At 66.9% G+C, this 15091-nt stretch carries 15 protein-coding genes; 10 read left to right on the plus strand and 5 right to left on the minus strand.

Annotated elements, in window-relative coordinates:
* Positions 1–84: 84 nt before the first annotated feature.
* Positions 85–1203, plus strand: a complete 1119-nt coding sequence (locus tag HMI58_RS00165; RefSeq protein WP_171617751.1) for a glycoside hydrolase family 76 protein — start codon at positions 85–87, stop codon at positions 1201–1203.
* Here HMI58_RS00165 and HMI58_RS00170 read toward each other — a convergent pair.
* From HMI58_RS00170 to HMI58_RS00185, 4 genes are all read right to left on the minus strand, one after another.
* Positions 1152–2222, minus strand: coding sequence for an ABC transporter ATP-binding protein (locus HMI58_RS00170; RefSeq protein ID WP_171617752.1), 1071 nt, complete (start codon positions 2220–2222; stop codon positions 1152–1154). The two genes, HMI58_RS00165 and HMI58_RS00170, sit on opposite strands and share 52 nt — an antisense overlap.
* Entirely contained in the window at positions 2219–3793 is a 1575-nt protein-coding gene (locus HMI58_RS00175) for an iron ABC transporter permease (RefSeq protein WP_171617753.1), read from the minus strand. Before HMI58_RS00175 ends, HMI58_RS00170 begins: the two co-directional genes overlap by 4 nt.
* A gap of 34 nt (positions 3794–3827) precedes the next feature.
* Positions 3828–4883, minus strand: a complete 1056-nt coding sequence (locus tag HMI58_RS00180) for an iron ABC transporter substrate-binding protein (protein ID WP_171586194.1) — start codon at positions 4881–4883, stop codon at positions 3828–3830.
* Positions 4884–4997: 114 nt separating this feature from the next.
* Positions 4998–5588, minus strand: a complete 591-nt coding sequence (locus HMI58_RS00185) for a YdeI/OmpD-associated family protein (protein WP_171586195.1) — start codon at positions 5586–5588, stop codon at positions 4998–5000.
* Positions 5589–5607: 19 nt separating this feature from the next.
* Here HMI58_RS00185 and HMI58_RS00190 point away from each other — a divergent pair, with 19 nt between their 5' ends.
* From HMI58_RS00190 to HMI58_RS00215, 6 genes are all read left to right on the plus strand, one after another.
* Positions 5608–6339 carry a VOC family protein gene (locus HMI58_RS00190; protein WP_171617754.1) on the plus strand — a complete coding sequence of 244 codons (732 nt, stop codon included), beginning with the start codon at positions 5608–5610 and terminating at the stop codon, positions 6337–6339.
* 202 nt (positions 6340–6541) lie between these two features.
* A complete protein-coding gene (locus HMI58_RS00195; protein ID WP_171586197.1) occupies positions 6542–7081 on the plus strand; it encodes an NUDIX hydrolase family protein in 540 nt (179 codons plus the stop codon).
* 3 nt (positions 7082–7084) lie between these two features.
* Positions 7085–7936, plus strand: a complete 852-nt coding sequence (locus tag HMI58_RS00200; RefSeq protein ID WP_171617755.1) for a DUF6707 family protein — start codon at positions 7085–7087, stop codon at positions 7934–7936.
* Between the two features lie 48 nt (positions 7937–7984).
* Positions 7985–8800 (plus strand): SRPBCC domain-containing protein, encoded by an 816-nt coding sequence (locus tag HMI58_RS00205; RefSeq protein ID WP_171617756.1) that lies wholly within the window; start codon positions 7985–7987, stop codon positions 8798–8800.
* Between the two features lie 19 nt (positions 8801–8819).
* Positions 8820–10058: a tRNA guanosine(34) transglycosylase Tgt gene (gene tgt, locus HMI58_RS00210; protein WP_171617757.1), complete on the plus strand. Its 1239-nt coding sequence runs from the start codon at positions 8820–8822 to the stop codon at positions 10056–10058.
* 254 nt (positions 10059–10312) lie between these two features.
* Entirely contained in the window at positions 10313–10720 is a 408-nt protein-coding gene (locus HMI58_RS00215; RefSeq protein WP_192476219.1) for a hypothetical protein, read from the plus strand.
* A 91-nt stretch (positions 10721–10811) separates the two neighbouring features.
* Here the strand turns inward: HMI58_RS00215 and HMI58_RS00220 are convergent, their stop codons facing one another.
* On the minus strand, positions 10812–11525 hold the full coding sequence (locus tag HMI58_RS00220) for a queuosine precursor transporter (RefSeq protein WP_171586201.1): 714 nt from the start codon (positions 11523–11525) through the stop codon (positions 10812–10814).
* Positions 11526–11672: 147 nt separating this feature from the next.
* Between HMI58_RS00220 and thiD the strand changes: the two genes are divergently transcribed.
* Genes thiD through HMI58_RS00235 form a run of 3 tightly spaced genes read left to right on the plus strand, consistent with a single transcriptional unit; the run spans position 11673 to position 14992 of the window.
* Positions 11673–12497 carry a bifunctional hydroxymethylpyrimidine kinase/phosphomethylpyrimidine kinase gene (gene thiD, locus HMI58_RS00225; protein WP_171586202.1) on the plus strand — a complete coding sequence of 275 codons (825 nt, stop codon included), beginning with the start codon at positions 11673–11675 and terminating at the stop codon, positions 12495–12497.
* Positions 12494–13993, plus strand: a complete 1500-nt coding sequence (locus HMI58_RS00230) for a polysaccharide pyruvyl transferase family protein (RefSeq protein ID WP_171617758.1) — start codon at positions 12494–12496, stop codon at positions 13991–13993. Before thiD ends, HMI58_RS00230 begins: the two co-directional genes overlap by 4 nt.
* Positions 13994–14002: 9 nt before the next feature.
* Complete coding sequence (locus HMI58_RS00235; RefSeq protein WP_171617759.1) at positions 14003–14992, plus strand: glycosyltransferase family 2 protein; 990 nt, start codon at positions 14003–14005, stop codon at positions 14990–14992.
* The last annotated feature ends 99 nt before the right edge of the window (positions 14993–15091 follow it).

The following is a 15091-nucleotide window of genomic DNA, read 5'->3' on the forward strand; positions in this document are numbered from 1 at the left end:
ACCCAGCCCATACCGCATCCGAGGCCCACGGGGGTTGGCAGAGTGCTCAATACCGGCGCTGGGCCGTCCGGCTAGGGTGGAATTATGCTCACTTCGCGCCAGGATGACCCCGTCCACACGGCTGACCATCGTGCACGGGCTGCGGCGGAATCCGTCAGGTCCCGGTTCGGTCACCGCCTGTTCGGGCTTCCCTTTACCCATCTTGGAGCCGTGCACCACCCGCGGGAGGGTGCTGGCTCCCCCTGGCACTACTGGTGGCAGGCACATTACCTGGACGTCCTGGTGGACGAGACGCTCCGTGAGGCAGGGCAGGGATCGTCCCGCGCTGCGGACCGGTCTGCTCTCACGGCACATCGGCTGCTGCGGGGAATCCGCCTGCGCAATGGGCTGCGGTGGACCAACTCCTACTACGACGACATGGCCTGGCTTGCCCTCGCCGTCGACCGGCTGGCCCAGGTCCGGGACGGAGGCGGACGAGCCCTGGCGTCGCTCGACAGGGCACTGTGCTCAGCTCACACCCCTGACCTGGGCGGCGGACTCTACTGGAATTCCTCCCGCGACTTCAAGAACACCCCGGCCACCGGTCCCGCCGCGTTGTTCTTCGCTCGCCGTGGACAGCCGGAGCGTGCGCAGGAGCTCGTGGACTGGCTCGGCGAGCGCCTGCGGGATGGCGCGACCGGTCTCTACCTGGACGGGATCAGGGTCAACGCCGGGCAAGAGACGGTGGTCCCGGATGTTTACACCTACAACCAGGGTCCGGTGCTGGGGGCACTGCTGGAACTCGGAGGGACTGCCAACCTTGCCGACGCTGCGGACCTGGTGGCCGCAATCGACCGCCATTTGGCCACGGCGAGTGTCCTACTGACCCACGGAGCCGGGGACGGCGGACTGTTCACCGGCATCCTTACCCGATATCTAGCCCTCGCAGCGCTGAGCCCCTTACTCCCGGATTCCGCCCGGCGGACCGCCGCGACCCTGGTGACCGCGACAGCGGATGATCTCTGGTCCGGGCGAAGTGTCAACCCTTTCGAAGGTCGTCCCGGCGGTGGCCTTGACCTCTTGAGCTTCCCGGCCGGGACGGGGGAGTCTGCCAGGTCCGACGGCGCCCAACTGTCCACGCAGTTGCAGGCCTGGATGATCCTTGAAGCCAGCTACCGGGTGACTGCCGGCGCCACCTGCCCGGCGGCGGACGGGCGTGGGTAGGCGAGCGCGCGGTGTTTGATCCCGATCGACACGCTCTCACCCCGCCGGGGCAGGTCGGGGGCTGCGATCCGCGCCCGCACCGTCGCCCCTGAGACAAGCTCCAAGCTGACCAGGGCGTCGTGGCCCGCGTAGGCAACGGAAGTGACTGTGGCATCGGACCCGCCGGAGGCGACCTGCAGCCATTCCGGCCGCAGCATCAGGGTAACCGGCGCCCCCTCCACCGGCTCGGTGCCGTCTGCGCTCTCTGCGTCCACCCGCCCGAGGCCGCACAGCACCTGCCCACCGCTCCAGTGGCCATCAAGTTCCACGGTGTCTCCCACAAATGCCGCCACCCAGCGGCTGACCGGGCGTTCGTACACCTCCCACGGCGTACCCCACTGCAGGATCCGGCCGTCGCGCATCACCGCTACATAGTCGGCGAGCGACAGCGCCTCTTCCTGATCGTGGGTGACGAGCAGACTGGTATTGCTTTGCCCGCGCAGCAGGTCGGCGACCTCGCGCCGTAGCGTCGAACGCAACTGGGGGTCCAGTGCGGCGAAGGGCTCATCGAGGAGAATCAGGTCCGGGCGCGGAGCCAACGAGCGGGCCAGGGCCACCCGCTGCGCCTGGCCTCCCGAAAGCTGGGAGGGCGCGCGATCAATAAGGTCAGCCAGGCCCACCAGTGCGGCGAGATCGGTGATCCGGCCCGCCCGGTCAGGGCTCCGTCGGAGGCCGAACCCGATGTTTTCCCCCACCGACAGGTGAGGGAACAGGGATGCGTCCTGCGGGACCCAGCCGACGCCGCGCTTCTCGGGAGCCAGCTGGACGGTCGCGGAGGAGAGCAACTTCTCCCCAACCCGGATAGTGCCGCCGGCGGCCGGAAGCAGCCCGGCGACCGCCCGCAGCAGGGTGGTCTTGCCGCAGCCGCTCGGACCCAGCACGGCGGTCAGCGCACCCCGCGGGATCTGCAGGTTCACGCCGTCGAGCACGGCGGCGCTCCCATAGGTCACGCTCAGCCCTTCGATCGCTACCCAGCTCACAGATCCTCCTTCGCGACGCCCCGAAACCCGGACAGCACCACCGCGGGGACGGCGGCGAGCAGCACCAGGGTGGCCGCGTAGGGTGCGGCCGCCCCGAATTCGAACACTGTGGTGCGGGACCAGAGCTCGGTGGCGAGAGTTGCGGTGCCCGTGGGCCTCAGCAACAGCGTCGCAGGCAATTCTTTCATGACCGAGATGGCCACCAGCAGCGCACTGACGCCGATCCCGGGCAGCGCCAGCCGGGCGGTCACCCGCCACCACGACTGCAAGGGCGACAGCCCCAGCATCCGGGACACGTCCACCAGGTTTCCGGGGACTGCGGCGATCCCGCTGCGCATGGTGCCGATTGCCTTCGGCATGAACAGGACGGCGTAGCCAAAGACGAGCACCACCACCGTCTGGTAGAGGGCGGGGACGGCTGCGAGCGCGAAGAACACCAGGGACAGTCCCACCACGATTCCGGGCAGTGCGTGCCCAAGGAACCCCACCGCCTCGACCGCCGCGACCAGCCGTCCCCGGTAGCGGGCTGCCAGTACAGCGATCGGCAGGGCCAGCACCACTGCGGCGAGCGCACCGGCGACCGCGAGGCTCAGGGTGGCCCCGATGGCCTCAACGAGGCGGACGACGTCGATCTCGCGCAGCGTCTGGGCTTCCAGGAGGCGGCTCATCAGCCCGGCGACGGGAACGACGACGCTCACCACCGCAGCGCTGAGCACCAGTGCCAGGGCGACGGCCAGCCACCGGCCGGGACGGACCAGCGCTATCCTGCCCCGCCCGGTTCCCGCCGCAACCTGGCCACGGAACCTCTTCTCCCCGGCGACCACCGTGAGAGCCAGGACCACCAACATCAGGGCGAGCAGTGCTGCCTGGTTGCGGTCGAAGCTCGCGCCGTAGGCCGAGTTGATCCCCCAGGTCAGGGTCTGATACCTCAGCATGGAGACCAACCCGAAGTCGGACAGGGTGTACAGGGCGACCAGCAGGGCACCGGCGGCAGCGGCGGGTCTGACCCGCGGCCACGTGGCAGCTCGGAAGGCGCCCCAGGGTCCACACCCCAGGGTACGGGCCACCGCTTCGAGGTCCCCCGACGTCCCGCGGAGCGCGGCGGCGACCGGCAGGGTGACATAGGGTGTGCAGACTGCGGCCATGATCAGCCAGCTCGCGAAGAACCCGTCCAGGGTCGGGACCCAGACCAGCCACCCGTACGCCGCGAGGTAGGACGGGACGGCGAGTGGCAGCGCTGAAATCAGGAGCATGGCGCGCGGCGCCGGAATGCGCACCCGGGTGAGTATCCAGGCCGACGCCGTTCCCACCACCAGGCAGGTCAGCGTGACCGCCGCCGCCAACAGCACTGAGTTCAGGGCCAGTTGCAAGACCTGCGCCCGCAGGAGGGTGTCGGCCAGTTCAGCGAAGCCGGCGTCGGTAGTCCGTGCCACCAGGTAGACCAGGGGAATGGCAGCCGTCGCCGCGCACAGTCCCGCCAGCACCACCAGCCAGGCCGGAGGAGCGGGCCGGGGCGCACGAACGGAACGTGCCTGCTCCTCGCTGGCACGTTCCGTTCGGGTGAGGGTCATTCGTGGGTCGCCTGCTGCCGGTACCTGATCAGGATCAGATCAGTCCATGCTTGCTGAGCAGCTCCTGGGTCTGCTCAAGCGATTCGAGGTCCGACAGGTCCAGGTCCGGGTTGACCAGCGAATCCAGTGCGGGCAGCCCTTCGGGTGCTTCGGCTCCTTCGGCCAGAGGGTACTCGAAGGTCTCCTCCACGAAGTACTGCTGGGCGTCGGCGGAGACGAGGAATTCGACGAACTCCAGGGCGTCGGCGTCCTGCCCGGCGTTGGAGAGGATCCCCGCGCCGGTCACGTTGACGATCGATCCGGGGTCGCCAGCCTCAGGGTAGGACAGCTGCGCGCGCATGTTCTCTTCCCCGGTTTCGGCGGCCTGGCGGAACCAGTAGTAGTGGTTGATCAGCCCGGTCTCGACTACTCCCTCGTTTACTGCGGTCAGGACGGCGCCGTTGTTCTCGAAGATCTGCGGGTCGTTCGCGGCCAACGCCGCTACCCACTCATCGGCGGCTTCCTCGCCCTTCAACACCCGGTAAGCGGTGATGAAGGCCTGGAAGCTCGCATTGGAGGGTGCGAAGCCTACCCGGCCGGACCATTCGGGATCGGTCAGCTCATCCACGGTGACCGGGACGTCGTCGGCCCCCAGCGCCTCGCCGTCGTACACGATGACGCGGGCCCGGCCCGTGACTCCCACCCAGCTGTCGTCGGTCGAGGTGAATCCGGCGGGGACGGCAGCGGTCACGTCCTCGGGCAGGGTGGTGAACAGGCCCGCACTGCTGAGCGCGCCGAGCGCTCCGGCGTCCTGGGAGAGGAACACCTGGGCGGGGGTCTGTTCCCCCTCCTCCAGCAGGAGGGCACCCAGTTCGGCGGTGTTCCCGTAGCGCACGTCGACCTCGATGCCGCTGCTGGCTTCGAACTGATCGATGAGTGGCTGAATCAGCGCCTCGTCCCGCCCCGAGTAGAGGGTGAACGTGTTGTCGCTCTCCAGCTCGGTGGCGGCGGGCGAGGTGTCGGATTCGGCGGCAGGTTCGGTGGTCGATCCGCAGCCGACGAGGGCGAGGATGGTGGCACCGGCCGCGACGGCGGCAAATCTGTTGGTCATGGGGTTGGTCTCCAGGGGTGAACTTAGATGGGAACTAAGGATCACCTTACACCGCTGAGATGTCGAATTAGTCACGGAAATGTGACGTAATTATTCTGGAGCGTTGTGGAGGATTCAGGGCGCCTTCCGCTGCGGGTAGAGCGTCTCGTGACGGGCCAGCATCGCCACGAACTTCGCAATGTTCCGCTCCCTCGCCGCCTCGGTCTTGAGCTGGCCGAGCCGGAAAATCATCGCGTACCGGTTCTGGGAGGTCAGGACGTTGAACATCGCCTGCGCGTCAGGGTCAGCGGCAATTGCCTCCGCCAGGTCGGCGGGAACCTCCGCCGACGCCGGACCGGCGTAGGCCCGTTCCCACCGCCCGTCCGCTTTCGCCGCGGCGACGGCGTCGAGCCCGGCCTCCCTCATCCGTCCCTCAGCGGTCAGCCGTTCGATGTACCCAATGTTGCGCAGCGACCAGATACTGCGCGGACCCCGGGGCGTGAACCGCTGGAAGGTGCTTTCGTCGTCGCGCCGGCGGGCCTGACCGTCAATCCAGCCCACACAGAGCGCCTCATCGAGGGCGGCTGCGTAAGTGAGCTCGGTGACCGACCCGCCCTTCTTGTGCAGGATCAGCCAGACACCGCCCGAGGTGGAGTGGTTGGCGTCCAGCCAGGCCTTCCACGCGTCAGTATTGGGCACCAGCAGTTCGGGCAGTTCGGCCTTCATGGGGCTACTGTAAACCCCTGTGCTCATCCCTACCCACGAACCTGGAGAACAACTGATGCTGCGGGTCCACCCCCTCCTCCATACCCCTGATCCAGGGCAGCTGGGCGCCGGTCTTGTCGCTCTCGGGCTGGCCCCGGCCTCCCAAGTGGGCGGGCGACTGGTGCTCGATGCCGGCGGCGGGCGGATCACCCTCTGCCCATCCGGGCCTGGCGGGGAACCGGTGACCCTGGAATTCGAAGTGGGGGACCTCAACGTCTTCGCCCAGCGCACCCGCGCGAGCGGCACCCCGGCGGAGGTAGTCAACGATCCCGACGGCGTCGCGAAGGTCCAGGTATCAGCGCCCTCGCTTTCCTTCCATGCCGGGCTGGGCGAGCGGCAACTTCCCGCCGGCCCCGACCCGGCGCTGACCGTGGTGACAATCTGGCGTACGCCGGACACCGCTGGCGCCGCCGAGGTACTCGGCAATATCGGGGCGCGGGTGCGGGCCGGCACCCCTGCCGCCGGGGCCGTGGACTTCCTGGCGAAAAATGGCGGTGTGGTGGCCGTTCGGCAGGGACCGCGTCAGGGGTTCGAGGTGGTCTTTGAGTACGCGGGGGATCTGGCAGTGCTGGGCGAGAGGGTCGCGGCGGCTGACGTGACCGGGCGGGTCACCGGCGGCGACCGCCAGCTGACCGTTGAGCTCGGCGCCGGCCAGCAGGTCCGTGTGGTCGAACGCCCAATGGATGACCACGGTGTCGAGGCCTGGCACTGAGGCAATACCCGAGGTTAAGGCGGGGTCGCAGCCAAGGTCACGGGGCTGAGGCGATGCGCGCCGGGCTAACCCGGCGATGGCCCCGCCAGCACCCCGAGGCACCCTGCTGCGGGAGGTTGCGGACGTGTCACCAGATTCAGCCAATGGCCGAAGCGCAGCGCGCCGTCCGCCGTCGCGCCCGTGTCTGCTATAAAACAAAGGTATGAACGTTCGCACCCCAGACCCCAATCCCGGGTGGCTTTCGGAAGATGACCTCTACGAAGCCCGCCGCCGCCTGCCCATGGTGTACGTGGAGGCCATTCCGGTGCGCTGCGACTCACTCGGCTATGTGACCGAGGTGGGCCTGCTGCTGCAGGCCAACGACCAGGGCGAGATGGTCAGGACGTTCGTCTCCGGCCGGGTCATGTATCGGGAGACCATCCGCGCCGCCCTGGTCCGCCATCTGGAGAAGGACCTGGGCCCGTTTGCCCTCCCGCAGCTGCCGCCGTGCCCGGTCCCCTTCACTGTCGCCGAGTATTTCCCGTCGCCGTCCGAAACCGGGATGACCGACGACCGACAGCACGCCGTCGCCCTCGCCTACCTGATTCCCGTCACCGGCGAATGTCAGCCACGGCAGGACGCACTCGAGCTCTCCTGGATGACCCCCGATGAGGCGCTAAGCCCCGGGGTGCAGGCCGAGTTCTCCGGCGGACGCGGCGGGCTGCTCCGGCAGGCACTGGCCTACGCCGGTTGGGGACGCTAGGCGGTGATCGAATCCCGGAAACCGACGCGGGTGCGTCGGCTCAACGCCGAGGCCGTCGCCGCCGGTCACCACATCATTGGTCCCGCGGGCACAGAGGCGGCCGAAGTGGTCGAAACCGTCATCGAGACTGATGACTACGGAACCCCCGCTGTCGTCGTCGCAACGCTCGATTCAGGACAGACCCTGCGGATAGCCACGGGGTCGCAGGTGCAGGTTGCCGTCGACGAGCGTGAGGTCGCCGCCGGGTCCATCCCTGCCCAGGACGGCACACCCGAGGCCGTTATCGCGCATGTCGTGTCGGTGCATCCCGAAAGCGAGCACCTGCAGGGCATTGCTGAACGCCTCACCCGCGGAATGAACTTCAAGTCGGGGAGCAACCTTCAGGACGTGCACGACCTCGCGTTGAGCCTCCTGGTGGATTTCGCTGACGCCGCCAACGCCCGGCGGGTCTGCGACCTGCTCACCGAGCTGCCCTTCGACGGCAACTTCGGCCGCTGGAAGTGGATTGAGGGAGCGCTCGCGCTTGCGTCCTATCTGGCCTTCGACGACGGCGACGCGGACCGCGCAGACGCCTACTCGGCGTCGCTGCGGACCGCCGACGACGCCGAAACCGATCCGCTGAAGGCCAAGCTCGCGGCCGCCGTCCGGCAGCGCCAGCTCAACGCGCCGAACCTCTACGATCCGGAGATCAACCGGGCCGCTGCGGCCGGTGACACAAAGGCCGAGAAGGACTGGCGGGTGGTTCGCCTCACCGTCCTCCTGTACCTGCGCTCGCACGGCGGGTCGGAGACGTTGACCGCCGATGAGCTGGCCCGACGGATCCACAACGAACTGGTCGCAATCCGCGCACTGTAGGCTTTTTTCGCTCTGGAGCGGTAACACCCGCGGGAGTAGAGTGACGCCATGAATCACTCATCAGCCCCCGCAGCGGGCGTCGACACCGATTCCGGTAGCGGCGCCAATCCGCTGAGTGTCCACATCAACGCGGATGCCCGCCAGGTCTGGGTAATGCTCCGCGAACCGGCGAAAGTCGCTCAGTGGCACGGCTGGGACTACGACGGCCTGGCGGAGGAAATCCGGCTCATCTACTTCTCGCCCGGTGTCGCTGAGGGCCCCGACCACCTCTCGCTGACCCTTGAGGACGGCGACACCTTCCGGTTGACGCCCGGCCCGGACGGCACCGAGGTGACCCTTGAACGGGGCCAGCCAGAACCCGGGTCGGACCTGTCGGACTGGTACGAGGACATCACCGAGGGCTGGATCTCCTTCCTTCAGCAGCTGCGGTTCGCGTTGGAACGCCACCCCAACACCAACCGTCACACCGCCTTCTTCTCCGGAAGCCCCGCTGACGGGCTGGCCATCGCGGATCGGGTGGGGGCCGCCGCTGTGGGTGACCCCGGCGACTCCTACGCCCTGACCCTGCCCGGCGGGCAGGAACTCACCGGCAGGGTGTGGTTCAGGACAGAACGCCAGCTCGGGCTCACCGTCGCGCAGTACGCCGAGCACGGTGACGGGCTCCTGATCCTTGCCGAGCAGCCGCTGACCGACGGCGTCCGTGACGAACCTTCGGCCATGGTGATCGCTTCAACCTACGAGCTGGGCGCCAAGGCCCTGCACGAGGTTTGGGACGGATGGGAAGCCGTGCGTCGCGACCACTACCCCAACGCCGACCCGCTGGTCACCTCCACCCTCGTCCGCAGGGGCAAGGCGGCCCCGTAAATGCTGGCAAAATGGGTTGGTGCCAACTGATACGCAGCAATCCTCGTTCTCCTTCACCGTCGACCAGCGCCTGAGCGACCCCACCGGCGGACTGCTGCACGGACGCACGGGCACCATCACCACCCCTCACGGGGAAATACGCACACCCGCGTTCATCGCCGTTGGCACCAAGGCTTCAGTCAAGGCGGTACTCCCCGAGTCCATGAAGGACCTCGGCGCGCAGGCCCTGCTGGCGAACGCCTACCATCTGTACCTGCAGCCCGGTCCGGAAGTCCTTGACGAGGCGGGCGGACTGGGCCGCTTCATGAACTGGGACGGGCCCACGTTCACCGACTCCGGTGGTTTCCAGGTGATGAGCCTTGGCTCGGGGTTCAAAAAGGTGATCACCATGAACGTCGCCGACGCCGGCAGTTCCGACCATGCGGTGGCCGCCGGGAAGGAGCGCCTCGCCCACATTGACGACGACGGCGTGTGGTTCAAGTCCCACCTCAACGGAGACCGGCACCGGTTCACCCCCGAGATTTCGATGCAGGTACAACACCAGCTCGGCGCCGACATCATGTTCGCGTTCGATGAGCTCACCACCCTGATGAACTCCCGTGGCTACCAGGAGGAATCCCTGGAGCGCACCCGCCTGTGGGCCGAGCGCTGCCTGGCCGAACACGACCGGTTGACCGAAGAGCGTGTCGGGAAGCCGTACCAGGCGCTGTTCGGCGTCATCCAGGGCGCCCAGTATGAGGATCTTCGCCGGAAGGCCTCCCGCGACCTTGGTGGCATGAACTTCGACGGGTTCGGCATCGGCGGAGCCCTGGAGAAGGAAAACCTGGGGACGATCCTCGGTTGGTGCGCTGACGAACTGCCGGAAAACAAGCCGCGGCACCTGCTCGGGATCTCGGAGCCGGATGACCTCTTCACGGGGATCGAGAACGGCGCCGACACCTTCGACTGCGTCTCCCCCACCCGCGTCGCCCGCAACTCGGCGTTCTACACTCCCGACGGACGGTGGAACCTGTCCAATGCCCGCTTCAAGAAGGACTTCACCCCACTGGTGGACGGGTGCGATTGCTACACCTGCACCAACTACACCCGCGCCTACATCCACCACCTGTTCAAGGCCAAGGAAATGGTCTCGGCCACCCTCATCTCTATCCACAACGAACGCTTCATCGTGAAGCTGGTTGACGACGCCCGCGACGCCATCGAGGACGGCACCTTCTTCGACTTCAAGGCGGAAGTACTGGGCCGCTACTACGCCTAGCTGCAGGCTCCGCCCCAGGAGAGTGGTCGGCGTGCAGGCTCCGCCCCAGGAAAGTGGTCGGCGTGCAGAAAAGTGGGCAGGCAACGGCAATCCTGCACGGGCTGCACTTTTCTCCGCGGACAACCGCCCCGCCGTGAGCCTTCCGACGGCACGGACGCGGCCCACTCGTCCTCCACAGCCACCGATCCCGCAGAGTTGTCCACATTCCGGGACCGGTCGGACCACTCGGATCAGGACCGGCGCATGCTGGCTGCATGAACACCCAGTGCCCACTCTGGCTAACGGAATCCGAGACTCCCTGGACCACCGCGGAACTCGCTGACCGGTTGATCAGCGGTCGGCAGGTGGCGCGGCTGGTCCGGTCGGGAGACCTGGTCAGGTTGCAGGTACAGGTCCGAACCAGGCATGGCGACCATCGGCTGGACTTTGCCTGGCGCCAGTTACTCCTGGCCCTCGAGTTCGACGGCCGGATCAAATACTTCGCGTACGCGCCGACCAACCAGGTGCTCTTCGAGGAGCGCCGCCGGGAGAAGGCGCTGATGGAGGACGGCTGGCAGTTCATTCGCATTGAATGGGGCGACCTGTTTAGGGAGGCCGAACTCAGGCGACGGATTGCCTCCGCCCTGCAGCGGGCCAGCCAGCTCCACCGGAAAAGTGCTTGACCCGCAGACGAGTGGCCGCCCCACCACTCGTCTGCGGCTCCGGCACTTTTCCGGCACTTTTCCGGCGGCGCTGCCCTTGATGGGTGGCAGGTCAGGACGCGGCGTAGCTCGGTTCGCGCCGTTTGATCCAGCGGATCACCATCGCGGTGACTGGAACAAACAGGACCTCGATCAGGGTCTTGTACAGGAAGCCGAACAGCAGGTAGTTCAGGAACCCGCCGAAGGTGGTGATGCCGATGACCGACGCGGCAATGGCGCAGAAGATCAGGGTGTCGGCGAACTCGCCGACCACCGTCGAACCGAGCAGGCGGCCCACCAGGCCCCGCTCACCGAACCGGGCTTTCATCCGGACCAGCACCCAGGCGTTGAGGGTTTGCCCCACAGCGAAGGCGAGTAGTGAGGCCAGGACAATCAGCGGCACTGGTCCGAGCGCGCCCTCAAGGGCGGCCTGCTTTGAGGTGCCGAAGTCGTCGTCAAATCCGGGAAGCGCGATGATGATCAGGTAGCAGAGCGACGCGAAGGCCGACAGGACGAACGTCACGATGATTGCCAGGCGTGCGGCCTTGAACCCGTACACCTCACTGATCACATCGCCCAGGATGTAGGCCAGCGGGAAGAGGAAGAACCCGCCATCGGTGATGATGCTGAAATCACCCACGATCGGACCGATCACCACGCCCTTGGACGCTCCGATGTTGGACAGAATCACGAGGACGGCGAGCGCTGCCAGCATGATGGCGAAGTAGGTACTCCCGGAGGAGGCAAATTTGGCGCGGGTTTTTTCCTGCAGTTGAGTCAACGTCATCTCATTCATCGAAGTGGTTCGCGGACGCTTTATAGGTCCGCTGTATTAGCACTGATGCCCGGCTGCCCCCGGACAGTTCAATTCTGCCACGGTCTGCTGAAGCGCCCCGAACTGGCCGCCCCGACAGAAAATGGGCAGACTGTACAAATGTCCAAAACTTTCCCTGCCCCAGCCGTGACGCTCACCATCGCCGGATCCGAAGCCACCGGCGGCGCCGGAGCCCAGGCAGATCTGAAGACCTTCCAGGAGCTGGGGGTGTACGGCGTCGCAGCCCTGACCTGCATTGTGTCGTTCGATCCCAAGGACAACTGGAATCACCGGTTCGTCCCGGTGGAGCCACAGGTCATCGCCGACCAGCTGGAAGCGGTGCAGACCTGTTACCCGCTGGAGACCGTCAAGATCGGGATGCTCGGCACCCCGGCCACCATCGACACCGTCGCCACGGCGCTGAAGTCGCAGCCGTGGCGGAACATCGTGCTCGACCCGGTGCTGATCTGCAAAGGGCAGGAGCCGGGTGCCGCACTCGACACTGATCAGGCGCTGAAGGCACACATCCTCCCCCTGGCGAGTGTTGTCACCCCCAACCACTTCGAAGCCGAATCGCTCTCCGGCATGTCCATCAACAGCATTGAGGATCTGCAAGAGGCGGCCAAACGGATTCACCAGCTCAGCGGCGCGGTCGTTGTCGCCAAGGGCGGCATCCGGTTGGAAGGCGAGAACGCCGTCGACGTGTTCTACGACGGCACCACCCTCGAACTGCTGAGCGCCCCGAAGGTGGGCGAGGTGGCGGTGAGCGGCGCGGGCTGCACCCTCGCTGCGGCCATCGCCGCAGAACTGTCCAAGGGCGCCACCCCGCTGGACGCCGCCCGCACCGCCAAAGCGTTTGTCACCAGGGCCATCCAGAACCGGCTCTCCTCGCACGCACCATTCGACGCCGTCTGGCAGGGCGGCGCCGCCGGGACCTCCGCATGAGGGTTGCCATCCTGGGCGACATCGGACAGCACGTCTACCATGTAGGCGATGACGCGATGACCCATGCCGCCGTGGACGAACTCGCCGCCCGGGGCGTCAACGACGTTGTGCTGCTGAGCCGGAACGTCGAGGACACCACCGCGCGGTTCGGTACCGACGCCGCCCCGACGATCGAATTCCCGTGGCCGTACGCGGACTACCAGCGATACCTGGCCGACATCCGGTCCTTCCTGGCGGGCGAGGCGCACGGTCTCGCCCCTGACGACCAGGTGCACCCCCTCATCGAGACGCTCCGCGGCTGCGATGCCGTGCTGATCGCTGGCGGGGGCAACATGAACTCGGTGTACGGCTGGCTTCTGTACGAGCGGGCGGCGGTCGTCGAGATTGCCCACCACCTGGGAAAGACCGTGCTGATTGCTGGCCAGACCATCGGTCCCCTCCTCTACGGTGCCGACCGCGACGTCGCGGCACGCATGCTTTCCCGCGCCGCGCTGGTGGGTGCACGGGAGGACAGTTCGCTGACTCTGGGCCGCACCCTCGCGGGCCCTGCGGTGGTCCCCTGCCTCGATGACGCGTCATTCCTCGCCAGCACGTCCTTGGACACCACGGCCGACGCCGCACCAGCCCCTGGGACTTCAGCCCCAGCCACAGCTGACTCCGTGCCGGCAGCTGGCTCCTACCTGGTGGGGACCTTTTCGGGAAGCACCGGAGCGTGCCCACGCGATCAGTTCGTGGCCGCGGCGGCGAAGACCCTTGACGATGCCGCTGAGCTTTCCGGGTTGCCCGTCCTGCTGCTGCCCCATATGGCAGTGGAGGGCGAGGGCGGTGTCGACGAAACCCTGCACGCCGAGATCGCGGCGGCAATGACCGCCCGGGTCGAGTCGAGGCACATCGCGTCCGCCCGCGACACGGCAGCAATGACCGCTCGGGCGGCGCTGGTCATCACCTCCCGCTACCACCCGGTGGTATTTGCGCTCGACGGCGGCGTTCCGACAGTCGCCCTGTCGCTCGACGAGTACAGCGATGTCCGGCTGCGCGGGGCGATGGCCAACTGGGGTCTGGGCGACTTCACGCTGCCGTTGCCATCCCTCCTGGCCGGATCTCTCGGGGCAGCCATCCGCGAGGTGTGGGAACGCCGCGACGAGACCGCCACCCACGTGCATTCCCTCCGTCCCCGGAAGGTAGCGGACTCCGCCGCCTGGTGGGATCTGGTTGTCCGGGCCCTGCAGGGAACGCCAGTCGAAGCCCCGACGCCAGCCCCAGCGCCCCGACTGCTGGCGGACGGGTCCTGGGCGGCTGACGCCGACGCCGCCCGGGTGGTCTTCCTCCCCATGTCCGCCGAGCTCGGAGAACTGCGGAAGGCCACCGAGGACCTCGAGGGCCAGGCATCCGCCGCCCGGGCCGAACTGCAGGGCTGGTTCAACTCCAGCAGCTTCGCCCTGGTCCGCAAGCTCGCCTCATTACGAACGCGGCTGCGCCCGCGCCGGAACCCCTAAGGACCGTCAGTGCCGACTTCACCCCCGCCATCAGTAGCCATCATCATGCGGTCCCGCAACCGTTCGCTGCTGCTGGACCGAGCCCTGCGGGACGTCCTCCAGCAGACGGTCACTGACTGGACCGTCGTCGTCGTCAATGACGGCGGGGACCGCTCCGAAGTGGACCCGGTCGTGGAACGGTACCGCGCACGGCTCGGCGACCGGGTGCAGGTCATCCACCACGACACGTCCCTGGGGATGGAGGCTGCCTCCAACGCCGGTATCCGGGCGTCGGACTCCGAGTACATCGCCATTCACGACGACGACGACGAGTGGCACCCGACGTTCCTTGAGCGCACCCTCGCCTACCTGGCCCGGCACGATGACGCGGGCGTCGCAGTGCGCACAGAGATCGTGTTCGAGCGGATCACCGACGGGACCATCGAGGAGGTCAGCCGGGAAATTTTCCAGCCCGATCTGAAGGCGGTCACTCTTTTCGACACCATCCGGCACAACCGCTGCGTTCCCATTTCGGTGTTGTACCGCCGCGCCATTCACGACCAGATCGGCTATTACAACGAATCCCTCTCGGTGGTCGGTGACTGGGAGTTCCAGCTCCGCCTCCTCCAGCAACACACCCTCGGATTTATCGACGGGGATCCGCTGGCCTACTGGAACCAGCGCCGGGAGGCGATCGGGGATCTGGGCAACAGTGTCATCGTCGAGGACTCCGAGCACAAACGTCTGGATCAGAGTGTCCGCGAACACCACCTCAAGGAGCACGTCAGCCAGTCAGGCCTGGGTGCGGTGCTCTATCAGACGGCCTACCAGCAGCGGGAATTCGATCATCTGCATCAACGGCAGAACTACTCGGAGGACCTGCTGCGGCAGATCCTCGAGACGAATCGTCACCTCGCCGACCGCGTGCAGGTCCTGGAGCAGTCGGTCAGCGACGCCAGCCTCGTCGCCCTGCTCCGGCGTCGTTATCGTCGGTTGAAAGACCGCGCGCTGCGCCGCTAGCCCGGCGGTTTTAGTCACCAAATATGTGACGTGATGCTGTTCTCAGGCAATTATCAGGAAATTGCCTAACTTAACTAAGTTTTTTGTGTGCTACCCGTT

The sequence above is a fragment of the Arthrobacter sp. 147(2020) genome (genome assembly GCF_013116715.1).
In the GTDB taxonomy this organism is placed as follows: Bacteria; Actinomycetota; Actinomycetes; order Actinomycetales; family Micrococcaceae; genus Arthrobacter_D.